Origin of the sequence: Lentzea sp. HUAS TT2 (genome assembly GCF_051853195.1) — a bacterium.
In the GTDB taxonomy this organism is placed as follows: Bacteria; Actinomycetota; Actinomycetes; order Mycobacteriales; family Pseudonocardiaceae; genus Lentzea.
The window spans coordinates 5,850,397-5,875,073 of the sequence record NZ_CP196667.1 but is presented as its reverse complement, the minus strand read 5'-3'; the positions used below and the strand labels follow the sequence as shown (position 1 = coordinate 5,875,073).

Here is a 24,677-nt window from a genome sequence, read left to right as displayed (position 1 = left end):
CCTGATCTGGCAGGATGCCGCTCACACCACGACCGGGGGTAGCCGAGATGTCCGAAACGCCCGGCTGGTCCTCACCGGACCAGCCCCAGAACCAGCCTCAGCAGCCGGGCCAGCCGCCGCAGGGCCAGCAGTACGGCTACAACGCACCGCCGCCGCCCGGCCCCCAGCCGACGATCAAGCCCGGCGTGATCCCGCTGCGCCCGCTGACCGGCGGCGAGATCATCGACGGCGCCATCACGACGATGCGCCGCTACCCGAAGCTGATCATCGGCGCGGCCGCCGTCGTCGCCGCGGTCACGCAGATCCTCGGCCTGCTGGTGCAGCTGCCGTTCCTCGACGACCTCAACGCCATCGTGACGCTCGACCCGAACTCGGTGACGCAGGACCAGGCGATCGACCAGCTGACCAGCGCCCTCACCGGCTTCTTCACCGGCACGCTGCTCAGCGTCATGCTGGTGCTGATCGGCACCGTGTTCCTGTCGGGCTTCATCACCGTCATCGTGGGCCACGCCGTGCTGGGCAAGCCGGTCACGTTCACGCAGGCGTGGGAGGAGTTCAAGCCGCGGCTGCTCCCGCTGCTCGGCGCGACGCTGCTGTCCGTTCTCGTGATCACCGTCGGCCTGATCCTCTGCATCGTGCCCGGCGTCTGGCTGTGGGTGCTGTTCGCCCTGGTCACGCCCGCGCTCGTGCTGGAGCGCTGTGGCGTCACCACCGCGTTCGGCCGCTCGAAGAAGCTCGTGGACGGCGCCTGGTGGCGGACGTTCGGCATCCTGCTGCTCACCATCGTCATCGGCTGGGTGATCAGCTGGATCATCAGCATCCCGTTCGGCCTGCTGGGCGCGGCGACGACCGGCTTCTCCGCCGAGCCGTCGGCGGCGCTGAGCGTGGGCTCGCTGGTCCTGTCGACCATCGGCGCGATCATCGCCTCGACGATCACGCTGCCCTTCAGCGCCGCGGTGACGGTGCTGCTCTACGTCGACCGCCGGATGCGCTCCGAGGGCATGGACATCGAACTTCAGCGGGCCGCAGGGCATGGCGGTCTCTGACGTACCGGTAGATCTCGGCCGCGACGAGGCCAGGGAGGCGGCCGTCCGGGAGCTCAGCGACCCGGCGTACGTCTCCGACGACCCCAACCCGCTGCAACGCGCCATCGAATGGGTCCTCGACCGCCTCGGCGAGCTCTTCGCCGAGGCGGGCGGCATGAGTGGCCTCACCGCGTTCACGGTCGTCGTGGCCGTGCTCGTGCTCGTCGTGATCATCATCAGGCTCCGCGTCGGACGCACGAGCCGCGCGCTGCGCTCGGGCGACAAGGTGTTCGGCTCGACCGTCATGACCGCCGCCGAGCACCGTGCCGCCGCCGAGAAGGCCGCGGCGGCCGGTGACCTGGCCGAGGCCGTGCGTGAACGCTTCCGCGCGGTGGTGCGGGAACTGGAGCAGCGCGGCGTGCTCGACGCACGCGCGGGCCGCACCGTGGACGAGGTCGCGTTCGAGGCTGGCACGGCACTTCCGGTGCTCGCCGGCGACCTGCGCGGCGCGGCGGTCCAGTTCGACGACGTCTGGTACGGCGGCAGGCCCGCGACGGTGGAGGGGTACGAGCTGGTGGTCGCCGTGGACGGCAAGGTGCGCGAATGACGGCGGTCTCCCCCGACGCCGGCCGGATCTGGACGGCCGCGCGCGGTCCCCTGCTGATCGGCGTGATCATCCTCTTCGCCGCGGTCGTGATCACGTTGCTGCGCGGCGGTGGCGAGGGCGGCTCGCTCGACCCGCGCTCGTTCCGGCCGGAGGGCAGCCACGCGGTCGCCGCACTGCTGGAGCAGAACGGTGTGCGCGTCGAGCTCACCGACGACGCGTCCTCCGTGGAGGGTGCGACGCTGTTCGTGACGCAGCCGAACCTGATCGACCCGCAACGGCTCGAGGACCTGAGCCGCAGGGCCGCCGCGACCGTGCTCCTCGCGCCCGCCACCGGGGTGGGCCGGCTGGAGCCCGAGACCCGGCAGCCGGGCTGCGCGCTGGCGGCCGAGGCGGGTGCGGCGACCACGGGCGGGTTCGTCTACGAGGGCGAACAGCGGTGCTACGACTCGACCCTGGTGCGCACCGGCACCGTCACGATGATCGGCTACGGCGGGATCTTCACCAACCGCGACCTCGACGAGGAGGGCAACGCGGCGCTCGCGTTGTCGTTGCTGGGCCAGCACGAACGGCTGGTCTGGTACGAGCCGTCGGCGGCGGACCGGTCGCAGCAGAAGTCGCTGACCGATCTGGTCCCGGACGGCTGGAAGTTCGCCGCGCTGCAGCTCGGCGTCGCCGCCGTGCTGATCGCCGTGTGGCGGGCCCGCAGGCTCGGTCGCGTGGTGCCCGAACGGCTTCCGGTCGTGGTGCGCGCCGCGGAGACCGTGGAGGGCAGGGCCCGGCTGTACCGCCGCTCGCACGCCGCCGCGCACGCCGCCTCGGTGCTGCGGCAGGCGACCCGTGACCGGCTGGCACCGCTGCTGGGAGTGCCACCGGGCGATGATCCGTCCGAGGAGATCGCCCGCAGGACCTCGCGTCCCGTCGCTTCGGTGCGGGCGCTGCTGTACGACGAGGGGTCGGTGGACGACCGGGGGCTGGTCGCGCTGGCCTCTGATCTGGACGCTCTGGAGAACGAGGTGCGCAAGGGATGACGGCTGTGGTCACCACCGAGGAAGCCCGCACGGCGCTGGTGGCGCTGCGCGCGGAGATCGGCAAGGCCGTGGTGGGCAACGACGCCGCCGTGACGTCGCTGATCATCGCGTTGCTGTGCAAGGGACACGTGCTGCTGGAGGGTGTACCGGGCGTCGCGAAGACGTTGCTCGTGCGTGCCCTCGCGCGCGCGTTGGACCTGACGACGACGCGCGTGCAGTTCACGCCGGACCTGATGCCCGGCGACCTGACGGGCTCGCTGGTCTACGACTCGCACAACGCGGCGTTCTCGTTCCGCGAGGGCCCGGTGTTCACGAACCTGCTGCTCGCCGACGAGATCAACCGGACGCCGCCGAAGACGCAGGCCGCGCTGCTGGAGGCGATGGAGGAACGGCAGGTCTCCGCCGACGGCAAGACCCGGCCGCTGCCGGCGCCGTTCATCGTCGTGGCGACGCAGAACCCGGTGGAGTACGAGGGCACCTACCCGTTGCCCGAGGCGCAGCTGGACCGGTTCCTGCTGAAGGTGACGATGCCGATTCCGGCGCGGGAGCACGAGATCGACGTGCTGACGCGGCACGCGTCCGGCTTCGACCCGCGCGATCTCTCGTCGTTGTCGCCGGTCGCGAGCGCCGCGCACCTGGACGCTGGAACGGCGGCCGTGCGCGCGTTGACCGTGGCTCCTGAGGTGATCGCGTACGTCGTGGACGTGTGCCGTGCGACGCGTCAGTCTCCGGCGGTGCGTCTGGGCGTTTCTCCTCGTGGCGCAACGGCTCTGCTCGCGGCCGCACGGGCGTGGGCGTGGCTCTCGGGCCGTGACTACGTGACGCCGGACGACGTGAAGTCGTTGGCCCGCCCCGCGTTGCGGCACCGGCTGGAGCTGCGCCCGGAGGCCGAGCTGGAGGGCGTGACGGCGGACGGCGTGCTGGACGGCGTGCTCGGCGCTGTTCAGGTGCCACGCTGACGTGGCGCTCACGGGCCGCGCGGGCCTGCTCGCGCTCATCGGGGTTCTCGTCGTCGGTCTTCTACTGCCGTCCTGGCAGGGGATTCTCGTCGTGTTTGCTGTTCTCGTACTGTGCGTGGCGGCCGACCTGTTGCTGGCGGCGAGCGTCCGGCCGTTGACGTTCTCGCGCGCGGGGTCGACCTCGGTGCGCACGGGCGAGTTGTGCTCTGTTCAGCTCACCGTGCACAACCCCGGCCGTCGGCTCCGTGGCGTTCTTCGTGACGCATGGGAGCCTTCTGCCGGTGTGGTCTCCGACCGCGTTCCGGTGGACGTGCCCGCTGGTGGCTCGCGTGTGCTGACTTTCGAGCTACGGCCCGTGCGTCGTGGCGATCGTGTCTCGGACCGTGTGACCGTGCGTTCCCACGGCCCGTTGGGCATCGCGGCACGGCAGGGCTCACACGTCGTGCCGTGGACGGTGCGCGCGCTGCCGCCGTTCCACAGCCGCCGTCACCTGCCGCCCCTGCTGGAACGCCTGCGCGAACTGGACGGCCGCCGCGCCTCGTTGATCCGTGGCGCCGGCACGGAGTTCGACTCGTTGCGCGCGTACGTCATCGGTGACGACGTGCGCTCGATCGACTGGCGCGCATCGGCGCGTTCGTCGGACGTGGTGGTGCGCACCTGGCGCCCGGAACGCGACCGTCAGGTGACGATCGTGCTCGACACGGCCCGCACCTCCGCGAGCCGCGTGGACGGCGCGCTGGGCGGCCTGCCCCGGCTCGACACGGCGATGGACGCCGCGTTGTTGTTGTCCGCCTTGGCATCGCAGGCCCGCGACCAGGTCGACTTCCTGGCGTTCAGCCGCAAGGTGCGTGCCTCGGTCCCCCGTGCCACGCTGCCCGTCCTGGTACAGGCCATGGCACCGCTGGAGGCCGAACTGGTCGAGTTCGACGCCCGCGCCGCCGTGGCCGAGGTGCTCCGCCGCTCCGGCCGCCGTTCGCTGGTCGTGCTGCTGACGTCGCTCGAGCCGTCGATCGAGCACGGCCTGCTGCCGCTGCTCCCGACCTTGGCGTCGCGCCACCACCTGCTGATCGCCTCGGTGTCCGACCCGGCCGTGCACGCGATGGCCGCAGGACGTGGCGACTTGGAGGCCGTCTACACGGCTGCTGCCGCGGAACGCACTCTGGCAGAACGCCGCCGTCTCACCGCTTTGCTCGCACGGCACGGAGTCGACGTAGTGGACGCACTGCCCGACGACCTGCCACGCGCTCTCGCGGACCGCTATCTCTCGCTGAAGGCCGCGGGCAAGCTCTAAACGGCGATCGGCGCGACGTCCTCACGTTCGCTCGCGTCCACGTCGCCGGTCTCCCCCTGCTGCGCGGCCCGTCGCCCGATCACGAAGACGTACAACAGGAACAGCACCTCGGCCACCACCCCGATGCCGACACGCGCCCACGTCGGCAGCCCGGACGGCGTCACAAAGCCTTCCAGCACACCGGACACCAGCAGCACCACGACCAGCCCGAGCGCCACGGCCACGACCGACCGCCCCTCCGCGGCGAGGGCCTGGGCACGGGTGCGTTTGCCGGGGTCGATCACCTGCCACCCGAGCCGCATGCCGATCCCCGCCGCCACAAAGACAGCCGTGAGCTCCAACAACCCGTGCGGCGCCAACAGCCCGAGGAACAGCCCACCGCGGCCGGCGCCGAACATCAGTCCGATGCCGACGGCGAGGTTCAGCGCGTTGGTGAAGAGCAGGTAGATCGGCGGAATCGCGAACAGCACGCCCAGCAACAGGCAGGCGGCGGAGATCCAGGCGTTGTTCGTCCACACCTTCGCCGCGAACGACCCGGCCGGATCACTGGAGTAGTAGGACTCGTAACCACCGCCGACCTTGGTCATCTCCCGCAGCTCGTCCGGCGCCGCGATGGACGCCTGCACGTCCGGGTTGGAGGCGATCCACGCCGCGACGAGGCCGGTGACCAGGTAGAACGCGATGCCGGCCGGCACCCACCACCGCCAGCCGAGGTAGATCGCTGCGGGCAGCCGATGAGTGAAGAAGCGAGTGAACACCCGCCAGGCAGGGATGTGGATGCCCGTCAGCACCGACCGCGCCTGCGCGACCAGCGCCGAGAGCCGTTCAACCGTGGCCGGGTCCGGGGTCTGGCTGCGCACGATCGACAGGTGCGTCGTCACGAGCTGGTACAGCTCGATCAGCTCGTCGGCCTCCGGCCCACTGAGCCTGCCGGACCGCTTGACCAGCTTCTCGAGCCGCTGCCACGACTCGCGGTGGCGATCGATGAACACGTCCAGATCCACGATGAGTCACACTATCCGCGTGGGGGACCTCGTCACCGGTGAAGCCGTAGTTCTGGACCTGCGCGTCGCACAGCTCGCGAGCAGGGCGGTCGCGTTCGCGATCGACGTGGCCGTGCAGTTCGGCCTGCTCCTGCTCGTCTTCCTGCTCGCCCCGGTGGACCTCGACAGCGCACTGGCGACGGCGGTGGGCCTGACGCTGCTCATCGCCGTGATGATCGGCCTCCCGACCGCGGTGGAGACCGCGACGCGGGGCCGTTCACTCGGCAAGCTCGCGATGGGCCTGCGGGTGGTGCGCGACGACGGCGGCGCGATCCGGTTCCGGCACGCCCTGGTGCGCGCGCTCGGCGGGTTCGTCGTGGACTTCTGGGTCCTCGGCCTGGCAGGAGCGATCGCGCTGTTCGTGTCGCTCTTCTCGCCGCAGGGCAAACGGGTCGGCGACTACCTGGCCGGCACCGTCGTGATCCACGTGCGCGTGCCGAAGCAGGAGGTGGAGCTCGCCACCATGCCGCCGCAGCTCGCGGAGTGGGCGGCGGGGCTCGACCTGTCGCAGCTGCCGGAGGAGCTGGTGCTGGCGGCCCGGCAGTACCTGAGCCGGTATCACGAGCTGAACGAGCAGGCCCGGTGGGACCTGGGGTCGCGGCTGTCGAACGACGTGGGGGTGGCGGTGCGGTCACCTCGGCTGGAGTACACGCATCCGCATCCGTACCTGTCGGCGGTGCTGGCGGAGCGCCGGCGTCGCGCGTCCTAGGCGCCGGCCAATCGAAGACGCTCGGCCCCCTGCTCCCGCACAGCATCACCAGCCGGCGTCGGATCCCCGTGCAGCACCTCCCACCGCGCGTTGTGCACAGCGGTCCACATGCTCCCGGCCCAGGCGACCTCCATCTCCTCCACGGAGAACGCCCGCCCCCGAACCTGCTGATAAGTCTCGATGAACGCCAGGGAACTCTCCAAAGGCACCCACCCAGGCGGCGAGGCATTGGCGAACGCCCCTGAAGCCGCCCCCACCAAAGCCGCCTCGGGCTGCCAGGCCAGGCTGTCCCAGTCGTGCACGGCCAGCACCTCCCCACCCCGCCACCGAAGGTTCTGCGCCTCGAAGTCCGCATGCCCGAGCACACACGGCAGATCAGTGGCCAACAGCCGCGCTCGAAGCCAAGAAGCCGCCTCCACGAACTCCGACGGCACCACGCTTTGATCAAGCGCATCGAGGAGGTCGATCGAAGGCCACACCCCAGGATCCGCATGATCCCACCGAGCCCACCGCGGCGAAGGCAACGGCGGCGGCACGGACACATCAGCCAGCAAGGCCATCAAAGAAGCGAACACAACGGCATAGCGCCGGGCGACATCAGGCGACGAGCCGAGCAGCATGACCCCACCGGCCAACGACTCCTCGGCGTGCACGGCCATCCCACCGACGAACGTGACCGGCGTGAGCGGGCGGGGGCACGGAAACCCCCGCTCCGCCATAAAACCCTGCGCCGCCAGGCAAGACGAGGCACGGCCGTCGTCCTCGCGGACCTTCACGTAGACCTCGCGGCCATCGGCCAGCAACACACCGAAGACCGAAGAGAGAGACACCCGCTCATACCCGACCTCGGCCGGCAAGCTCCCCAGCTCCGCGAGGCACCAGGCGGCCAGGTCGAAGGTCATACGCCGAGCAACTCGGTCAGCAGCAACGGGTTCATGTAGTCGTCGTAGCGGACGATCTCGCCGTCGCGCAAGTGCAGGATCGCGACGGCCGTGAACGTGTAGTAGTCCTGCTTCACCTTCGACCAGCCGCGGTGGGTGATCTCGGCGACCGCGACGTCTGGGTCGTTGGTGCGCCAGCACTGGGCCTCGACGGTCTGGATCTCGATCCGGTCCCGCACGGAGGCGCCTCGGACCTGGGTGAAGTACGCGCGGATCTCCTCTCGGCCCTTGATCTCCGCCGGTTGGAAGTGCGTCGGGAAGCGGTAGGCCATGACCCCGTCCTCGGCGAAGAGGTCGGCGAACTGGCCGTGTGTCTCCTCCCCCGCCACCATCCTGCGGACGTGGTCGACGATCTGTTCGGGTGTGCGCGTCATGGCTTCATCCCCAAAAGTAGAATCGGAACGGTGACCCCGGTTAAGACGATACGGAACGCGCGCCCCGGTTGGCAACGATGAGGGCCGACGCGGCGCGGAACCGCGAGAAGGTGCTGGACGCGGCACGGGAGTTGTTCGCCACCCAGGGCTTCGAGGTGCCGCTGGACGAGATCGCCGCGAAGGCGGGTGTGGGGCCTGGCACGGTCTACCGCCACTTCCCGACCAAGCAGGCGTTGTTCCAGGCCGTCACGGAGACGCGGGTGTCGGCCATGATCGCGTCGGCCGCGGAGCCGGCGGACGACCCTCAGGAGGCGCTGTTCGCGTTCCTCACCAAGATGGCGGACGAGGCGGCGGTGAAGCGGGACATGTCCGACGCGATCACCGTGTCACCCGAACTGCGCAAGAGCCTGCACAAGGCGCTGGGCGGGCTGTTGCAGAACGCCCAGGAGGCGGGGACGGTCCGCAGTGACGTCACGGCGACGGACCTCGTGGTGCTCATGAAGGGGATGCTGCAGAGCATGCACGAAGGGGCGAATCCCGCCGTGCTGCTGGAGATCGTGCTGAAAGGCCTTCAGTCGAGCCGGAAGCCGTAGGGCAGTTCGAGGCGGTGGCGCGCCAAGAGCGAGGAATCAGCGAGGATCTCGCGGGTCGGGCCGTCCGCCACGACCACGCCGTCGTCGATCAGCACGCTGCGGGGGCAGATCTGCAGCGCGAACGGCAGGTCGTGCGTGACCATGAGCATGGTGGGGGCCAGCGAGAGCAGCAGTTCGGCGAGCTCGCGGCGGGCCACCGGTTCGAGGTTCGCGGACGGTTCGTCGAGCACCAGGATCTCCGGTGAGCAGGCCAGCACGGTGGCCAGCGCGACGCGGCGCCGTTGCCCGCCGGACAGGTGCAGCGGCGAGCGGTCGGCCACCGACTCCATTCCCACGGCGCTCAACGCCTTCTGCACGCGGGCGTCCACATCGGACATGCCGAAGTTGCGCGGGCCGAACGCGACGTCCTCGCCGACGGTCGGGCTGAAGAGCTGGTCGTCGGGGTCCTGGAAGACGAGGCCCACGCGGCGGCGGATCTCGCGCAGGTTCTGCTTGCGCACCTCCAGGCCGGCGATCGAGACCGTGCCCGAGCCGCCGCCGAGGACCCCGTTGAGGTGCAACGCGAAGGTGGTCTTGCCGGCGCCGTTCGGGCCGAGCACCGCGACGCGTTCGCCCCGCTCGACGCGCAGGTCGATGCCGAACAACGCCTGATGCCCGTCCGGGTAGGCGAAGGCGAGCTTCGAGACCTCCAGCGCGGGCGCCGCCACGGTCTCGGGGACGATCGTCGCCGAGCCTCCAGGACTGCCCGTCCAGCCGCGCGACACCATCGCGAGGTGCACCCTCTCTCCGCGTTCGTAGGACCGGATGAACAACGTGCCGACCGACCGGGCCATCGCGCCCGCCTGCCACAGGAACCGCGGGTCGTCACCACGCGAGATGCGGGCGACGCGCATGCGTTTCGCTTCCCCCACGACGACTTCGCCGTACCGCAGCATCAAGGTCGCGATCATGATCAACGGTGCCGGCACCCGCAGTGTCTGCAGGCCGCGCAGCAACTCCCCCGGCGCTGTGGTGGCCGCCAGGGTCAGGCTGATCAGCACACCCAGAGTGCCCTTGGCGAGGATGTTCCAGCCCGCCAGCGAGCCCTCGACCGACACGGAGAGGCCGAGGAAGCCGGTGCGCGGGTCCGTGCCGAAGATCGGCAGCAGGAACGCGAGCACCACGAACGGCACCTCGATCACCGCGCGCTTCACGAACCACAGCACGGGCACCCGCGCGGAGAACCACACCGCGACGATCATCAGCAGGTACAGGCCGAACAGCGGGAACAACGTGCGAGGCGTGGCCACGACGCCCAGCACCGCCCCGAAAGCCACGAGGATCTTCACGTGGGGCGCGAGGCGGTGCACCGGCGAGTCGCCGGCGTGGTGCAGGACGTCGTGGCTACCGGCCATCAGGCGTCGGACTTCTTGCGCAGCACCCAGAACAGGCCGAACGACAGGCCCAGCACGACGACCACGCCGAGCACACCCGCGAGGCCGGTGAACTTGTCGTCACCGCCGAGCGCGTAGTCGGCGAACGTGCTGCCGGAGAACGGGTGCTCCTGGGCGTGTTCGGCGATCCCGGTGTCCTCGACGGTCTTGTCCAGGCCGTCCGGGTCGCCGGACGCGAAGTACGACAGCACCCCGGCGATCAGCAGCGACACGAACACAAAGCCGATGGCGAACTTCTTCACGACCGGACCTCCAGCGGCTTGCGGCTGCCCTTGAGCAGGTAGACGAGGTCAGGCCGGATCGACGCGACCGAGGTGACCGTGACGGCGGTGATCAGGCCCTCGCCGATGCCGATCAACGCGTGCAGGCCCCACATCAGCAGCGCGACCTTGCCGATCTCGACGCCGCCCGCACCACCGATCGCGTACTCGACGACGAAGCCGGTCGCAGCGACCACCGTGTTGACGAACGCCGAAATGAACGCGACGGCGAACAGGCCGCCCTTGCCGCGTTCGGCGAGCTTGCGCAGGGCGACGGCGACCAGGAACCCGGTCGCGGTGCCGATCAGCGCCATGTTGGTGACGTTCGCGCCCAGGGCGGTCAACCCGCCGTCCGCGAACAGCAGCGCCTGCACCACCAGCACGATCGTGACGCACAGCGCGCCGACCCACGGGCCGACGAGGATCGCCGCGAGGGCGCCGCCGAGCAGGTGGCCGGAGGCGCCGGGCAGGATCGGGAAGTTGATCATCTGGACGGCGAAGATGAACGTGGCCACCAGGCCCGCCATCGGCGCCGTGCGGTCGTCGAGGTCCGCACGGGCCTTGACCAAAGCGAACCCGACGCCCACCGCCGCGACGACGAGGAAGGCGACCGACACCGGCGCGTTCAGCAGACCGTCGCTCATGTGCATGGCAACAGGTGACATGTTCAGCCACGCTAATTGCCCGACCTCGGCTATGGCTAGAACTGTGCAACAACGATTTGCAGGCAAGAACGGCGTTGATCGTCACAGGCTCGCTAGTCATCGGATGACTTCTGCGGTTAGATCCGTTCCGCCGCCGCCACGGCACGGAGGGACGAACAGTGACAGAGCTGTCGCGTAGAACCTTTTTGTACGGGACGGGCGCGGCCGTGGGGGCCTCCGCGCACGGGGTGGGCACCGCGGTCGCAACGCCCGAAACATCGGGTCACAACGTCCACCGGGACGTGGTCCGGGACGCTCGCATGGAATGGAGGAGGCTGCCGCAGAACTGGGGCGACAGTCCCTTCCTCGCCAACGGGTTCCTGGGCGTCCAGGTCTACGCGGGACGCACCGCGAACGAGCTGAAGCTCATGCTCAGCCACTCGGAGGTCCAGGACCAGCGCGAACACTGGGAGGCCGCGGTCGGCCTGTCCCGGCTGCCCATCGGCTACCTGACCCTGCAGTTCGCCGGAGCGATCACCACCGTCGACTGGACGCTCGACCTGTGGAACGCCGAGCTCACCGGATCGGTCACGACGACCCAGGGCTCGGCCACGTTCACGATGCTCGTGCACAACTCGCGCAGCACCTTCCTCGCATCCGTGAAGGGTGACGTGACCTGGGGTTTCCAGCCGCTGGAGTCCTCGACGACCCGCCAGATCCGCAGGCCGGCGGACTACACGGCCAACCCCGCGCCGACCCTGGGCACGGCCAACGGCGTCTCCTACGCGGCGCAACCGCTGCTCGCGGGCGGTGGCTACACAACGGCCTGGCAGACCCGCAACGGCCGGTTCGCCGCCCACGTGGCGTACACACACCCTGCGGACACGCACACGTCCGACGCGATCCGTGAGGTGCGCCAGGCGCTCGCGATCCCGTCGGAGGTGCTGACGCTGCAGCATCGCCGCTGGTGGAACGCCTACTTCGCGAAGTCGCTGGTGTCCGTGCCGGACAAGCTCGTGCAGCGCTTCTACTGGCTGCAGCTCTACAAGATGGCCGCGGCGACGAGGAACGACGCGCCCGTCATCTCCGAGTGGGGCCCGTGGTTCCCCGAGCAGGGCAACAGCTGGACGGCCGTGTGGTGGAACCTCAACGTCCAGATCTCGTATCCGCTGATCAACGGCTCGAACCACCACGAGCTCGACGCGGTCACGACCACGTTGAAGCGGTTCGAGCACAACCTCGAGCTCAACGTGAACCCGGCTTACCGCGACGGCAACTCGTACGCGATCTGCCACCCCGGCGACCGCACACTGCGGTCGGGGCCGCGCTACTGCGGCGTTCCGGGCGTCGCGCCGAACGACCATACGGGCAATCTTCTGTGGGCCTGCCACAACGTCTGGCTGGGCTACCGGCACACGATGGACAAGAAGATCCTCAAGGACGTCCTCTTCCCGATCCTGACGAAGGCGGTCAACTACTACGCCCGGTTCCTCGTCGAGGGCGCGGACGGGAAGCTGCACCTGCCGGAGACGCGCTCACCGGAGTACGCGAACGCCACGGACACGACGTACGACCTCTCGCTGATCCGCTGGGGCGTGCGCACGCTGCTGTCCATCGAGGAGAACGCGCACTGGCGGGACATCGCCACCCGGCTCGTGCCGTACCACCTGGGCCCGAACGGTGCTTTGATCGGCAAGGACGTGTCGCTCAACGACTCGCACCGCCACTTCTCGCACATGCTCTGGTTCTACCCGTTGCGCGAACTGACCTTCGACCAGCCGGAGCACCGCGACCTCATCAACAAGACCTTCGACCACTGGGTCTCGCGGCAGCAGGCCTGGGCCGGCTACAGCTACGGCGCCGCCTCCGCGATGGCGTCCGCGATGAGCCGGCCGGAGGAGGCGCTGCGGTTCCTGCGCTACTTCCTCGACCGCAAACAGGTCGGCTCGAACGCCGTGCTGACCGAGAACACCTTCTACCGCGAGGGAGGCAACCTCGCGATCGAGTCGCCGCTGATGTCCGGCCAGGCGGTGCTGGAGATGATGGTCCAGTCGCACAACGACGTCGTGCGCGTCTTCCCGTCGGTTTCGTCCACTTGGGCCGATGCGTCCATCTCGTCGTTGCGCACGCAAGGAGCGTTCCTTGTGGACGCTTCGCGTTCCTCCGGACGGACGGACTGGATCAAGGTCCATTCGGAGGCCGGCGCTCCTTTGCTTCTGGAGCACGGGATCGCGGGCGACATCGACGTCCGCGACACGGGGGGACGGCGCCTCGAGTACAAGACTCGCGGCGCGGCCATCGAGATCCCGCTTCGCCGAGGTCAGAGCGCCGTGATCTCCCGTCGCGGCACACGGCCCGACGTCTCACCACGTGACGTGGCGGCGAACGGCTCGTCTTCGCGCTGGGGTCTGCCGTAACGTCCAAATTCGAACATTCGGATGTGCGTGTGGACGAGTGGGGTGTGCGGTGGATCTTCAACACTGGCTCAACGAGGCGTTGGCCAACCACGAGAAGTGGACGGCCGACTACGGCACCTTCACACCCCACTCGTCGCTGCAGGTCGACCCGGCGCTGTTCGGCTCGGCGCTCGCGGAGCTGCAGGACCGCCTGCGCGACAACTACCCGTTCTTCCACCCGCGCTACGCCGGCCAGATGCTCAAGCCACCGCATCCGGCGGCCGTCGTGGGCTACCTGTCCGCGATGCTGATCAACCCGAACAACCACGCGCTCGACGGCGGCCCCGCGACCGCCGCCATGGAACGCGAGGTCGTCTCGGACCTGGCGAGGATGTTCGGCTACGGCGAGCGGCACCTCGGCCACCTGACCTCCAGCGGCACGATCGCGAACCTCGAAGCGCTCTTCGTGGCCCGTTCGCTGCATCCGGACCGTGGCGTCGCGTACTCCTCCGAAGCGCACTACACCCATTCGCGCATGTGCGGAGTGCTCGGCATCGAGGGTTTCCCTGTCGCCGTGGACGGCCTAGGGCGCATGGATCTGGACTCGCTCGAGGACCTCTTGAAGACCGGCGAGGTCGGAACGGTCGTAGTCACTCCAGGAACTACCGCTTTGGGTGCCATCGAACAGGTACATCTTGTCCTGGATGTCGCACGGCGTTACGACGCACGGGTGCACGTCGACGGGGCGTACGGCGGCTTCTTCACCCTGCTCGCGGGCACCGACCTCGCGCCGGAGCCGTGGGAGGCCATCGGCTCGTGCGACTCCGTGGTGGTGGACCCGCACAAGCACGGCCTACAGCCCTACGGCTGCGGCGCGGTGCTGTTCCGCGACCCGTCCGTGGGCCGCTTCTACCTGCACGACTCCCCCTACACCTACTTCACGTCCGACGAGATGCACCTGGGCGAGATCAGCCTGGAGTGCTCCCGCGCGGGCGCCGCGGCGGCCGGTCTCTGGCTGACGCTGCGGCTGCTGCCGCTGACCAGGGACGGCCTGGGCGAGGTGCTGGCGGCCGGACGGCGGGCGGCCGTGCGGTGGGCGTCGATCATCCGCGAGTCCGAGGCCCTGGAGCTCTACCAGGAGCCTGAGCTGGACATCGTCACGTACTTCCCGCGTACCGACCCGCTGACCCTCTCGGCGGTGGACGCCGCCTCCCACCGGGTGATGGAGACAGGCATGAACGCGGCCGTCGACCCGATCTTCCTGAGCGTGGCACGGGCCTCGAAGACCGCGTTCGCCGCCCGGCACCCCGAGGTGGGGGCCGACGCGGACGGTGCGCGGGTGCTGCGCAGCGTGCTGATGAAGCCGGAGTCGGAGGACTACCTCGACACGCTGCACGCGCGGGTGCTGAGCCTGCTCTGAGCGCTGGTCAGGGGCTTGCCCTCTGACCGGTCAGACCTCGAAACAACGCCAAATTGGGCGACTCACCCCCGGTGAGTCGCCCACAGGCGTCGGATCAGCCGTGCTTCGCGCGCCGGCCGGACCGGCGCGGCGGCAGCGGCGTGTCTCCGCGCAGGTCGAGGCGGCGCTGCTCACCGTTGGCCTCCAGATGCGTCACCATGCGGCGCAGCATCTCGGCCAGCGACTGGGCCTCCGACGACTCCAGCGGGTCGCTGACGAAGACCTCCTCCTCGTTGAACTTGGGGAAGAGGTCGGCCATCAGCTCTTCACCCTCAGGGGTGAGCCGCAGGACCGCGAGGCGCCCGTCGGTGGGGTGGCCCATGCGCTCCAGCAGGCCCCTGGACTGCAGCGTCTTGGCGACGCCCGTCAGGGTCCCCTTGGAGATACCGGCCTCCTCGGCGACGTAGCGCGTCTCCATCTCGCCCCAGATCCACACGACCCAGAGCACGACGAAGCCGGTCCAGGTCAGATCGCTGGTGCGCAGCACCGAGTTCTCGAGGTGCTGGCGAATCGCGGTCGCGGCGCGGTGGATGTTCGACACCGCCGCCATCTGCTCGCGATGCAGCGGCACCGCACCGAGCTTGGCCTGAACGGCTTTCTCGGTCTCGGCAATCGTGTGGTGACCAGACAACTCAAAGTCTCCCGTGCTCGAGCTCAGGTGTTCCCGGCACAATACTTGCGGATCCGAACTATGTCTGTGATGTGGTGCGAGTCGGTCCGCAACCACTTTGATCACGATCCCACATCGTGCATGATCTCGTGACGGTCGTCACCCGTCCAGTTACGGACTGTTGCCCCGTGGTGGACGATGAGTGTGGAGCACCCGACGGGGACCAATGGCGGTCTTTGCTCCACGGACGGGTCGATAGCGTTTGCCCCTCAACGTTATCCCCTCCGCGCCAGCGACACACTGTGCCGGAAAGGTAGTTCGACGTGGTCGGTGAACAGGTGACACGGGAACTCGCGGCAAGACTAGGCGAGGACGGGATCGACGTGGTGCGCGTCGTCTTCCCAGACCTGCTCGGTACCGACCGGGGCCGTGACGTCCTGGTAGAGCATCTACCTGCGGTTACTCAGCGCGGACTGTCGTTCTGCCGAGCCGTGTACAGCACCACTCCCGGCGGCAAGACCACCGAGAACGGGGGTGTGCTCGACGCCGGGCTGCCCGACGTGATCGTGGTCCCCGACCTCGACACGCTGCTGCCCATACCGTGGGAGCCGGGCGTGGCGTGGTGCATCGGCGACGCGGTGAGCCCGGCCGACGAAAGACCGGTGGACGAATCGCCCCGGCAGGTTCTGCGCAGGGCGCTGGAAATATTCGAGACCACCGGGCTGCAGCCGGTGGTCGGCCCCGAGTTGGAATATTTTCTCTGCGAACCGGACGAAGATCGCCCGAACGGGTGGCGCCCTTACTGCGATGAGCCGGGCAACGTCTACGCGACCGGCCGCCGGGGCGATTCAGACGGTCATCTGTTGAGAACTCTTCGCACGCTCAGTTCGGCGGGCCTCCAAACGACCGGCGGCAACCACGAGTACGCCGGCGGGCAGTTCGAGATCAACCTCGTCCATTCGCCCGCCATGGACGCGGCCGACCGCGCGTTCCGCTTCAAGACGAGCGTCAAGGAACTCGCCCGGCGCGAGGGCCGGATGGCCACCTTCATGGCCAAGCCGTTCAACGACGGCGGCGGCAGCGGCTTCCACCTGCACCTGTCGTGCCACGAGAAGGACGGCCGCAACGCGTTCCAGGCGCCCGGCACCACCAGCGGCCTGTCCGACGAGGCGCGCTGGGCCATCGGCGGGATCCTCAAGCACGCCCCCGCGCTGGCCGCGCTGCTCAACCCGACGGTCAACTCCTACAAGCGGTTCGGGCCGGACTCGCTCGCGCCGTGGCTGATCGACTGGGGCCTCGACAACCGCAGCGCGATGCTGCGGGTGCCGGCCGAGCGCGGCGACACCACGCGGCTCGAACTGCGGCTCGGTGACGCGAGCGCCAACCCGTACCTCGGCATCGCGGGCCTCATCGCGGCCACGTACCTCGGCATCCGCGACCAGATCGAGCCGCCGCGCCCGTCCGCCGGGTACGGCTACGACCCGTCCAAGGCCCCGACCCTGCCCGCGACGCTGCCGGACGCCCTCGCCTACCTGGAGGAGGACACGGCGATGGTCGACGTGCTGGGCAAGGACTTCGTGCGGTCCTATGTGGACTTCAAGTGGGAGGAGGTGGCCCGCTTCCAGCGGTTCGTGACCGACTGGGAGTTCACCGAATACGCGTACCACCTATAGTTCACCTGCGATGACTGCACTCACGGACCGGCTCACCTCGATCGCCGACGAAGACGAACTGTTCGACGCTTTCTCCCACTGGGCGACCGAGCGCGGCCTCGCGCTGTACCCGGCGCAGGAGGAAGCGGTCATCGAGCTCGTCTCGGGGGCCAACGTCATCCTCAGCACGCCCACGGGGTCGGGCAAGAGCCTGGTCGCCATCGGCGCGCACCTGGTCGCGATGGCGGCCAACCAGCGCAGCTTCTACACCGCGCCGATCAAGGCACTGGTCTCGGAGAAGTTCTTCGCGCTGTGCGAGATCTTCGGACCCGAGAACGTCGGCATGATGACCGGCGACGCCAGCGTCAACGACCAGGCGCCCATCATCTGCTGCACCGCGGAGATCCTGGCGAACATCGCCCTGCGCGACGGCCACACGGCCGACGTCGGCCAGGTCGTGATGGACGAGTTCCACTTCTACAGCGAGCCCGACCGCGGCTGGGCCTGGCAGGTGCCGATCGTCGAGCTGCCGCAGGCGCAGTTCCTGCTGATGTCGGCGACGCTGGGCGACGTCTCGTTCTTCGAGAAGGACCTGACGCGGCGCACCGGCAGGCCGACGGCGGTGGTCCGCTCGGCACAGCGCCCGGTGCCGCTGAACTTCCAGTACGTCTCCACGCCGTTGCACGAGACGATCGAGGACCTGCTGCACGGCCGTGAGGCACCGATCTACGTCGTGCACTTTACCCAGGCCGCGGCGTTGGAGCGCGCGCAGTCGCTGATGAGCGTCAACGTCGCCACGAAGCCGGAGAAGGAGCAGATCGCCGCGACGATCGGCAACTTCCGGTTCTCGTCCGGGTTCGGCAAGACGCTGTCGCGGCTGGTGCGGCACGGCATCGGCGTGCACCACGCCGGCATGCTGCCGAAGTACCGGCGCCTGGTCGAGCAGCTCGCGCAGGCCGGTCTGCTGAAGGTCATCTGCGGCACGGACACGCTGGGCGTCGGCATCAACGTGCCGATCCGCACCGTGCTGTTCACGGCGTTGTCGAAGTACGACGGCACGCGCACGCGGATCCTCAAGGCCCGCGAGTTCCACCAGATCGCCGGGCGGGCGGGCCGCGCGGGCTACGACACGGTCGGCACGGTCGTCGTGCAGGCGCCCGAGCACGAGGTCGAGAACATCAAGGCGCTGGCCAAGGCGGGCGACGACCCGAAGAAGCGCCGCAAGATCGTGCGCAAGAAGGCCCCCGACGGGTTCGTGTCGTGGAGCGAGTCGACGTTCGAACGGCTCGTCGGCGCCGAACCGGAGCCGCTCACGTCGTCGTTCCAGGTCTCGCACGCGATGCTGCTGAACGTGATCGGCCGTCCCCAGGGCGGCGCGTTCCAGGCGATGCGACACCTGCTCGAGGACAACCACGAGGACCGCCCGAAGCAGCTCAAGCACATCCGCCGCGCGCTGGCGATGTACAAGGCGCTGGTCGCGGCGGGCGTCGTGGAACGCCACGGCGACGACTTCCAGCTCACCGTCGACCTGCAGTTCAACTTCGCGCTGAACCAGCCGCTGTCGCCGTTCGCGCTGGCCGCCATCGAGCTGCTCGACCGCGAGGCGCCGGGCTACGAGCTCGACGTGCTGTCGGTGATCGAGTCCATTCTGGACAACCCGCGGCAGATCCTCGGCGCGCAGGAGCACAAGGCGCGCGGCGAGGCGATCGGCGCGATGAAGGCCGACGGCATCGAGTACGACCAGCGCATGGAGCTGCTCGACGAGGTCACGTACCCGAAGCCGCTCGCCGAGTTGCTCGACGCCGCGTTCTTCACCTACCGCCGCGGCCACCCGTGGGTCGGCGACTACGACCTGTCCCCCAAGTCCGTCGTGCGGGACATGTACGAGCGCGCGATGACCTTCACGGAGTACGTGGCGTTCTACGGCCTGGCGCGCTCGGAGGGCCTCGTGCTGCGGTACCTGGCCGACGCCTACAAGGCGCTGTCGCAGACGGTGCCGGACGAGGCGAAGACCGAGGAGCTCAACGACCTGATCTCGTGGCTGGGCGAGCTCGTCCGCCAGGTCGACTCGTCGCTGATCGACGAGTGGGAGAAGCTCACCAACCCCGACGCCCCGGTCGAGGAGGTCCGCGCCGACCTCCCGCCCGCGGTCACCCGCAACGTCCGCGCGTTCCGCGTGCTGGTCCGCAACGCCCTGTTCCGCCGCGTCGAGCTGGCCGCCAAGCGCGACTGGTACTCGCTGGGCGAACTCGACCACGAGTCGGGCTGGACGGCCAAAGAGTGGATGGACGCGCTGGAGCCGTACTTCGAGGAGCACTCGGACATCGGCGCGGGCCCGAACGCGCGCGGCCCGGCGTTCCTGATCATCAACGTCGAGCGCGAGCGCTGGGTGTGCCGGCAGATCTTCGAGGACCCGGCCGGGGACAAGGACTGGGGCTTCAACGCCGAGGTCGACCTGGCGGCGTCGGACGAGGTCGGCGAGGCGGTCGTGACGATCACGGACGTCGGCCGCCTCTGAGCCAGGCCCTGGCCTCCTCCAGGCAGAGATCACTCCACCGCGCGAGATCGGCGGCAGCCCGTCGCCGCACGTGCCACGGCGCTCCGGCGTCGTGCAGCACGTCTCGCGCGGTGACCGCGGCCCGCTCCCGGTAGTCGCGCCGCAACGCGAGCATCGCCTCGGCGGCCCGGATCCGCACCAGCGGCGCGTTGGTCTCCGTCATGGCCCGGAGTGCTCGCGCGCCGTCCTCCGGCTCGAACACGCCTACCGCCTGGTGCAATCGGATGCGCTGCAGTTCCTCGTCGGACTTCAGGGTTCGCAGGAACCGCACTACCTCGGCGCGCAGGTCCGGCCTGATCTTGCCCACCACGGTCGCGGCCTCCGCCCGGGCTGTCACGGGTAGGTCATCGTCGCTCATGAGGTGTCGCAGTACCGCGACTCCCCGTTCGCGCCCCTTCGCGCCGAACCGCGTCAGCTCCTCCCCTGCCCGCCACCGCAACGCTGCCTTGGTCCTGGGGTCACCGGCGATCGCCTCCAGCACCCGCGCTCCTGCCACCCGGTCCGCGAAGTCGTACTCGCGCAAGCGCTTCGCCGCACGCCAGCGGGTCGCCGGCCGGGCGTCCGCCAGCATCGCGCGCAGGACGCCCACCTCTCTGCATGCTTCGGCTCGCTGCAACCGCTGCTCGGCTGAACGCGGTTCGACGGTCCACTCGAAACGCGAGGACACCCACCGTTCGCGCCAAGGTCTCGTTTCGTCGTCCGCGACTGCCCTCGCCTCGACTCGCACCCGACTGCTCCAGCGGGGGCCGAGCATGGCCAACTCCTCCCGACCTCGCTCGCCAAGACCATCCAGCAACTCCGCGCCCTCGTTCAGGAACTTCGACGACATCCAGGCGAGCGCGGTTGCCGCGGCCACACGTTCGCGATGGGTGCTTTCTGGAGCCGCGAACACATCCCGCACCACAGCCTCTGTTTCGCGGCGCAGTGGCAGAAATCCTTCGTTGTCCAGCGCGGGCAGGCGATGCTTCAATGCGATCGAACGATCAGCGAGCATCATCCGCTGCCCGGCCAACCTGGTCTTGCGCTCCATGAACTCCAGGGCGGATCTCCTGTCCGCAGCTCCGCATTCCGGATCCTGTGCGATCGCACGTGCCAGCAGATCTGTGCCAGCGCTGGGGTTATAAGCCATGTTGTGCAGGTAAGGGATCGCCACGGCCCGTTCAGCAATCGTCAGTTCAGGGTCCGACGCGATCTGGCGCCACACATCCAGCGCGGCTGAGGTGGCCATCATGTCGAGCGACCGCACGCACTCCGCCGATGCGCATCGATCGGCGACGAACCCGAATCGGTCATCCCGTACACGCTCGTGGTATTCGATCGCTCTGGTGACCTGGTCGCTGCCGATCTCGGCGAGAGCCATCAGTGCGGACACGCGAACGTTGTGGTCGAGGTACTCGTCGTCAACGAACCGCAGGAGTGTTTCCGCGACCTCACATCTGCCGAGGTGGACCAGCGCGCTGATGGCCCGCACCCTGTGCTTCACCCGAACGTCCGCGTTGCGAGCTACCTCGTGCAGCAATGGGGCCGGATCTGCGCCGAGCAGTGCCAGCGTGTTCAGCGCTGAATTCCACCAGTAGCGCCGATCGCGTTGATCGCCGACCAGGACCGCTACCGCCTCGCTCGCGAAGTCGGGTTGCAAGGACGCCACCAGAACGGCGGCAGACACACGCAGCCGGGGCTCGACGCCTTCGTCGAGCAGTATCGCCCGAAGCACAGCGGCGACGTCTGATCCACTGAGGCCGAGCATCGTCTGCAGCGCCTCAGCAGCGTTCACCACTACCTCGGGAGTGCTGTCAGCCGACAGCACGACGGCGCGCAGTGCCTGGACCACCTCTGCCTTGAACACGTCCGCGACGTCCGCGAAGTGCCTGAGGCGGACGCTCAGGCTCGTAGTCGAGACGGCTTCGCTCCGAATAAGCTCGATCAACCCGTTCACAGCGGCCTGGTGGAAGGGCTGTCCGAGCTCGATCAGGTTGTCAACAGCAGCACAACGCCAACGTTCGTCCCGCTCACTGTCCCGCAGCATCCGCGTCAACATCCCCGCCGCAGCCACGACGTCGTCCAGTACGGCTCTGGTGAAGAAGATGGACGGCGGCTCACGATCGTCCTCGCCTCCGCTCTCGACCAGCTCGGTCAACACCGCCACCGAGCGCGGGCGACAGCGAGTGTCGAGCCTGGCGAGATTTCGCAGGGCCGACGTCATCACCATGAGACTGAAGCGCTGGCCGGCCAGCGCACGAAGACCGCGAACAACTTCTCCGTGATGCTCCGGGCCGAGGTCGATGAGCTGGTAGGCCGCCTGGTCTCGCCGGTGCAGATAGATGCCCTCGTCCGCAAGGGTCTGCCGCAACTCGGCCAGCGCTCGTGGTCGTACGAGTTCGTCGCAGACGGCAAGTGCGCCGAGCGCGCTCTCCTGCTCCCAGCTCACCGCGTGCCGGTCAGCCAGCGACTCGCAGATTCGCATGAGGTGGCCAGCCGCCTCAGCTCGGTATTCCGGGCCGAGCCCGCGCAGTTCCTGAGCGGCCCAGTAGACCGTGTTGACGGTGGCAACCCGGTCGCTCAGTGCACGACGCAGCATCGAGGCCGCCTGCTCGCGGTACTCCCACCCACATCGGCCGAGCATCTCGCCATGCCGCCAGAGGTGGTACGACGGCATGGCGGATTCTCCTGTCAGGTCCACGATCAACTTTGCCGCCAACGCCCGATGGGATGAGCCGAGACGGGCGAGCACGCCTGCTGCGGCGACCCTCTCCCACGGGGGCAACCACACCTGGGTGATCCGGCTGGTGAGCGCGGTGATCCCTGCGGCGACATGGCTGGTTCCCAGTGAACCGAGAGTCTCGGCCGCCATCTGCGGCAACTCCGTCCCATACCAGGACGAGTAGGTCCGCAGGAGTTCAACGAGGACCGCAGCACAACGATCCGCATGTTCCTCGGTGATCTCCATGAGCCCATTGGCCGCTTCGGCCAGTCGGCTCGGCGAGGTCTCAGGATCGTTCAGCATGGCCAACAACGCGGACACGGCATGAACACGCGCCGATCCCCCCAACGCGGCCAACACCAATGCCGCATCGCGGTGCTCACGAGGTGTCGCGACCGGGTCGGCGAGGATCGCGCGCAGGGCGGGCTCAGCGCCGAACCGCTGCTCTTCAGCGCATTCGGACAGCGCTTCGGCAGCAATGAGCCGACGCCCGGTCTGACCTTCCACATCGGTGACCGCCGCGTGGAGCATCTCCAGGGCGGCCGCTTCATGGCGGCCACGCAGTCGTGTGGCCAGAGCGGCCGCCGCCTCCACCCTGCTCGTCCATGGTGCGAGTGGGTCGTCCATGAGGGCTGCCAGCCAGTCCGGTAGGCCTGGGTGGTGGGTAGCTCGGCTGGCGCCCGCGAGGATGTCGTAGGCGTTGTAGTGCGTGGTCATGGCCCAGGCGCGCACGGTGGCGAGGAACGCCTCGATCGCGGTCGACGAAGCCGGGAGGTGGCCTGCCAGCAGGCGGGCGGCCAGGAGGTGTTGGTCGGAGTCGCCGGCGTTGAGGGTCCGGAGTAGTTCGTCGGCCTGTGGTGGGTGGAGGCGACCGTAGTGCAGCAGGACGCGGCGGGCGTGGCGGCCGTGCTCGCGGGGACGGGCCGCGTGCAGCAGGTGCGCGAAGTCGTTGTGCTCGGCGGAGAAGTCCGCGGGCAGGCTGCGGGCCTTCGCGGTGGCGGCCAGGTGGTCCGCGAAGCTGTGGTGCAGGAAGTGGACGTCGTCGGCGCGCAGGGTGAACGGGCCCACGGCGGTGAGGAAGCGGACCAGGTCGTCGTGCCAGTCGCCTGGGACGTGCTGGGCGGCCCACGCCTGAGCGGCGCCCAGTAGTGAGGTGTCGGCTTCCACGCGAACCAGGCCCAGGTGTTCGAGCATGGGTTCGCGGTGGGCGTCGAGCGGGCTGGGGTGGTGTGGATGGCCGGTGCGCAGGTACTTGAGGTACGCCTCGTAGAGCTCGTACTGGTTGTCGGGCAACGGGTGGGCTCGGCGTTGTTCGAAAATGATCGCGGCGATGGTGGCGAGCAAGGGGACGCGCACGAGCTCGTCGAGGTAGGCCTTGCGGATCTGGCGCAGGAAGTTCGTGGCGGCGTCACCGTCGTCGGAGAACCAGCTCTCCGCGAACGTGCGCAGTGCCTCCTCGTCGAACGGTTGCAGCTCGTAGCGCGTGGCACCGATGCGTTGCAGCGGGGCCAGCACGCCACCCTCGATGGGGCGCGTCGTCAGGACGATGCGGTAGACGTCGCCGGAGGCGGCCCAGCCGGCGAGCGCGTGCACCAGGTCGTCGCGGGCGGCCGGTGAGGTGACCTCGTCCAGGCCGTCGACGAGGAGCAGCCAGCGGCAGCCGGAGACGCGTTCCTCGAAGTGCGACGGGTCGATCGCGCACCTGAGCCTCAGGTTGTACTCGGCTCGCACGCTCGCGGCCAGCGCCTCGGCGAACGGAACGTCGAGGCGTGCGGCCAGTTCCCTCGCGGGCAGGCGCAACGGGACCACGCGCTCGGTCGCCTGTCCGGCGCCTTCACCGGACCAGCCGAGCGCGAGCTCCGCGGCGAGCCGCAGGGTGAGGGTCGACTTGCCCTGGCCGGGACCTCCGGTGATCACGAGGTGGTCGTCGGACTCCAGCGCCTCGCGCACCGCTCGCGATGGCGGCCGCACCGACGTCCGCACGCGCGGGGACGCGGACACGTCGACGAGTTGGCCGTGCCCGTCGACCATCGGCCGTGGCCTGGCCTCGCCGGACGTGAGTTCATCGCCTCCGGTGCCGAGGTCCTGCCGCACGTACACGGTGGACAGCGACGGCGTTCGCGCGCCACGCAGCTGGTACGGCAACTGGTCGGCCATCAGGATCTGCGCTCGCATCAGCGAGGCGATCTCGACGGGTGCGGCACGGCGGGGCACGGTGCCGACGTTCAGGTCGCCGTGGATCTCGCCCACCTGAACGACGTTCGTGGCCTCGCCCACTCGCGCGAAGTTGGTGGCGTCGCCTACCTGCTCTGAGGTCATGCCGGCCTCCCGCAGCACTCGTTCGGCCTCGAAGGTCTGGCTACGGTACCTGCGCACGTGCTGCGCGCGGCTGGTG

General features: G+C 69.1%; 19 protein-coding genes and 1 pseudogene. 11 read left to right on the top strand and 9 right to left on the bottom strand.

Going from position 1 to position 24,677, the window contains the following annotated elements; translation table 11 throughout:
• Positions 1 to 47 precede the first annotated feature (47 nt).
• Genes ACSHWB_RS28650 through ACSHWB_RS28630 form a run of 5 tightly spaced genes read left to right on the top strand, consistent with a single transcriptional unit; the run spans position 48 to position 4,910 of the window.
• Positions 48 to 1,046 carry a hypothetical protein gene (locus ACSHWB_RS28650; RefSeq protein WP_439656386.1) on the top strand — a complete coding sequence of 333 codons (999 nt, stop codon included), beginning with the start codon at positions 48 to 50 and terminating at the stop codon, positions 1,044 to 1,046.
• Positions 1,033 to 1,632: a DUF4129 domain-containing protein gene (locus tag ACSHWB_RS28645; RefSeq protein ID WP_439656385.1), complete on the top strand. Its 600-nt coding sequence runs from the start codon at positions 1,033 to 1,035 to the stop codon at positions 1,630 to 1,632. The genes ACSHWB_RS28650 and ACSHWB_RS28645 overlap by 14 nt, the downstream gene beginning before the upstream one ends.
• Positions 1,629 to 2,660: a DUF4350 domain-containing protein gene (locus ACSHWB_RS28640; protein WP_439656384.1), complete on the top strand. Its 1,032-nt coding sequence runs from the start codon at positions 1,629 to 1,631 to the stop codon at positions 2,658 to 2,660. Before ACSHWB_RS28645 ends, ACSHWB_RS28640 begins: the two co-directional genes overlap by 4 nt.
• Positions 2,657 to 3,619, top strand: a complete 963-nt coding sequence (locus ACSHWB_RS28635) for an AAA family ATPase (RefSeq protein WP_439656383.1) — start codon at positions 2,657 to 2,659, stop codon at positions 3,617 to 3,619. Before ACSHWB_RS28640 ends, ACSHWB_RS28635 begins: the two co-directional genes overlap by 4 nt.
• A 1-nt stretch (position 3,620) precedes the next feature.
• The gene (locus ACSHWB_RS28630) at positions 3,621 to 4,910 is read left to right on the top strand and encodes a DUF58 domain-containing protein (protein WP_439656382.1); all 1,290 of its coding nucleotides are present in this window, start codon (positions 3,621 to 3,623) and stop codon (positions 4,908 to 4,910) included.
• Here the strand turns inward: ACSHWB_RS28630 and ACSHWB_RS28625 are convergent.
• Complete coding sequence (locus tag ACSHWB_RS28625) at positions 4,907 to 5,914, bottom strand: stage II sporulation protein M (protein WP_439656381.1); 1,008 nt, start codon at positions 5,912 to 5,914, stop codon at positions 4,907 to 4,909. The two genes, ACSHWB_RS28630 and ACSHWB_RS28625, sit on opposite strands and share 4 nt — an antisense overlap.
• Positions 5,915 to 5,933: 19 nt before the next feature.
• On the opposite strand from ACSHWB_RS28625, the gene ACSHWB_RS28620 reads away from it, so the two are divergent.
• Positions 5,934 to 6,662, top strand: coding sequence for an RDD family protein (locus ACSHWB_RS28620; protein WP_439656380.1), 729 nt, complete (start codon positions 5,934 to 5,936; stop codon positions 6,660 to 6,662).
• Here the strand turns inward: ACSHWB_RS28620 and ACSHWB_RS28615 are convergent.
• Both ACSHWB_RS28615 and ACSHWB_RS28610 read right to left on the bottom strand, forming a co-directional pair.
• Positions 6,659 to 7,564, bottom strand: coding sequence for a phosphotransferase (locus tag ACSHWB_RS28615; protein ID WP_439656379.1), 906 nt, complete (start codon positions 7,562 to 7,564; stop codon positions 6,659 to 6,661). The two genes, ACSHWB_RS28620 and ACSHWB_RS28615, sit on opposite strands and share 4 nt — an antisense overlap.
• On the bottom strand, positions 7,561 to 7,977 hold the full coding sequence (locus tag ACSHWB_RS28610; RefSeq protein WP_439656378.1) for a nuclear transport factor 2 family protein: 417 nt from the start codon (positions 7,975 to 7,977) through the stop codon (positions 7,561 to 7,563). Before ACSHWB_RS28610 ends, ACSHWB_RS28615 begins: the two co-directional genes overlap by 4 nt.
• Positions 7,978 to 8,054: 77 nt before the next feature.
• Between ACSHWB_RS28610 and ACSHWB_RS28605 the strand changes: the two genes are divergently transcribed.
• Positions 8,055 to 8,570: a TetR/AcrR family transcriptional regulator gene (locus ACSHWB_RS28605; protein ID WP_439656377.1), complete on the top strand. Its 516-nt coding sequence runs from the start codon at positions 8,055 to 8,057 to the stop codon at positions 8,568 to 8,570.
• Here ACSHWB_RS28605 and ACSHWB_RS28600 read toward each other — a convergent pair.
• The 4 genes and pseudogenes from ACSHWB_RS28600 to ACSHWB_RS28585 all read right to left on the bottom strand — a co-directional run bounded on the left by ACSHWB_RS28600 (position 8,549) and on the right by ACSHWB_RS28585 (position 10,928).
• Positions 8,549 to 9,337 (bottom strand): energy-coupling factor ABC transporter ATP-binding protein, encoded by a 789-nt coding sequence (locus tag ACSHWB_RS28600; protein ID WP_439664682.1) that lies wholly within the window; start codon positions 9,335 to 9,337, stop codon positions 8,549 to 8,551. The two genes, ACSHWB_RS28605 and ACSHWB_RS28600, sit on opposite strands and share 22 nt — an antisense overlap.
• A pseudogene (cbiQ, locus tag ACSHWB_RS28595) lies at positions 9,326 to 9,964 on the bottom strand (cobalt ECF transporter T component CbiQ); the annotation flags it as partial. The gene ACSHWB_RS28600 and the pseudogene cbiQ, both read right to left, overlap by 12 nt.
• Positions 9,964 to 10,245: a PDGLE domain-containing protein gene (locus tag ACSHWB_RS28590; protein ID WP_319973283.1), complete on the bottom strand. Its 282-nt coding sequence runs from the start codon at positions 10,243 to 10,245 to the stop codon at positions 9,964 to 9,966. The pseudogene cbiQ and the gene ACSHWB_RS28590, both read right to left, overlap by 1 nt.
• Positions 10,242 to 10,928: an energy-coupling factor ABC transporter permease gene (locus ACSHWB_RS28585; protein WP_439656376.1), complete on the bottom strand. Its 687-nt coding sequence runs from the start codon at positions 10,926 to 10,928 to the stop codon at positions 10,242 to 10,244. Before ACSHWB_RS28585 ends, ACSHWB_RS28590 begins: the two co-directional genes overlap by 4 nt.
• A 299-nt stretch (positions 10,929 to 11,227) precedes the next feature.
• On the opposite strand from ACSHWB_RS28585, the gene ACSHWB_RS28580 reads away from it, so the two are divergent.
• Together ACSHWB_RS28580 and ACSHWB_RS28575 are read left to right on the top strand one after the other, a co-directional pair.
• Positions 11,228 to 13,324: a glycosyl hydrolase family 95 catalytic domain-containing protein gene (locus tag ACSHWB_RS28580; protein WP_439656375.1), complete on the top strand. Its 2,097-nt coding sequence runs from the start codon at positions 11,228 to 11,230 to the stop codon at positions 13,322 to 13,324.
• Between the two features lie 49 nt (positions 13,325 to 13,373).
• Positions 13,374 to 14,723: a pyridoxal phosphate-dependent decarboxylase family protein gene (locus tag ACSHWB_RS28575; RefSeq protein ID WP_439656374.1), complete on the top strand. Its 1,350-nt coding sequence runs from the start codon at positions 13,374 to 13,376 to the stop codon at positions 14,721 to 14,723.
• A gap of 94 nt (positions 14,724 to 14,817) precedes the next feature.
• On the opposite strand, the gene ACSHWB_RS28570 is transcribed toward ACSHWB_RS28575, so the two are convergent.
• Complete coding sequence (locus ACSHWB_RS28570; RefSeq protein ID WP_237047954.1) at positions 14,818 to 15,333, bottom strand: MarR family winged helix-turn-helix transcriptional regulator; 516 nt, start codon at positions 15,331 to 15,333, stop codon at positions 14,818 to 14,820.
• Between the two features lie 362 nt (positions 15,334 to 15,695).
• On the opposite strand from ACSHWB_RS28570, the gene ACSHWB_RS28565 reads away from it, so the two are divergent.
• Both ACSHWB_RS28565 and ACSHWB_RS28560 read left to right on the top strand, forming a co-directional pair.
• The gene (locus ACSHWB_RS28565) at positions 15,696 to 17,045 is read left to right on the top strand and encodes a glutamine synthetase family protein (protein WP_439656373.1); all 1,350 of its coding nucleotides are present in this window, start codon (positions 15,696 to 15,698) and stop codon (positions 17,043 to 17,045) included.
• A 10-nt stretch (positions 17,046 to 17,055) separates the two neighbouring features.
• Positions 17,056 to 19,542 carry a DEAD/DEAH box helicase gene (locus ACSHWB_RS28560; protein ID WP_439656372.1) on the top strand — a complete coding sequence of 829 codons (2,487 nt, stop codon included), beginning with the start codon at positions 17,056 to 17,058 and terminating at the stop codon, positions 19,540 to 19,542.
• Here ACSHWB_RS28560 and ACSHWB_RS28555 read toward each other — a convergent pair.
• Positions 19,520 to 24,601, bottom strand: coding sequence for an NACHT domain-containing protein (locus tag ACSHWB_RS28555; RefSeq protein ID WP_439656371.1), 5,082 nt, complete (start codon positions 24,599 to 24,601; stop codon positions 19,520 to 19,522). The genes ACSHWB_RS28560 and ACSHWB_RS28555 overlap by 23 nt on opposite strands.
• Between the last annotated feature and the right edge of the window lie 76 nt (positions 24,602 to 24,677).

Bases quoted from the DNA above. Each gene is read 5' to 3' on its own strand.
- ACSHWB_RS28650 (WP_439656386.1), top strand. From the start codon at position 48: ATGTCCGAAACGCCCGGCTGGTCCTCACCGGACCAGCCCCAGAACCAG.
- ACSHWB_RS28645 (WP_439656385.1), top strand. From the start codon at position 1,033: ATGGCGGTCTCTGACGTACCGGTAGATCTCGGCCGCGACGAGGCCAGG.
- ACSHWB_RS28640 (WP_439656384.1), top strand. From the start codon at position 1,629: ATGACGGCGGTCTCCCCCGACGCCGGCCGGATCTGGACGGCCGCGCGC.
- ACSHWB_RS28635 (WP_439656383.1), top strand. From the start codon at position 2,657: ATGACGGCTGTGGTCACCACCGAGGAAGCCCGCACGGCGCTGGTGGCG.
- ACSHWB_RS28615 (WP_439656379.1), bottom strand. From the start codon at position 7,564: ATGACCTTCGACCTGGCCGCCTGGTGCCTCGCGGAGCTGGGGAGCTTG.
- ACSHWB_RS28610 (WP_439656378.1), bottom strand. From the start codon at position 7,977: ATGACGCGCACACCCGAACAGATCGTCGACCACGTCCGCAGGATGGTG.
- ACSHWB_RS28605 (WP_439656377.1), top strand. From the start codon at position 8,055: ATGAGGGCCGACGCGGCGCGGAACCGCGAGAAGGTGCTGGACGCGGCA.
- ACSHWB_RS28600 (WP_439664682.1), bottom strand. From the start codon at position 9,337: ATGGTGTCGCGCGGCTGGACGGGCAGTCCTGGAGGCTCGGCGACGATC.
- ACSHWB_RS28585 (WP_439656376.1), bottom strand. From the start codon at position 10,928: ATGTCACCTGTTGCCATGCACATGAGCGACGGTCTGCTGAACGCGCCG.
- ACSHWB_RS28580 (WP_439656375.1), top strand. From the start codon at position 11,228: ATGGAATGGAGGAGGCTGCCGCAGAACTGGGGCGACAGTCCCTTCCTC.
- ACSHWB_RS28560 (WP_439656372.1), top strand. From the start codon at position 17,056: ATGACTGCACTCACGGACCGGCTCACCTCGATCGCCGACGAAGACGAA.
- ACSHWB_RS28555 (WP_439656371.1), bottom strand. From the start codon at position 24,601: ATGACCTCAGAGCAGGTAGGCGACGCCACCAACTTCGCGCGAGTGGGC.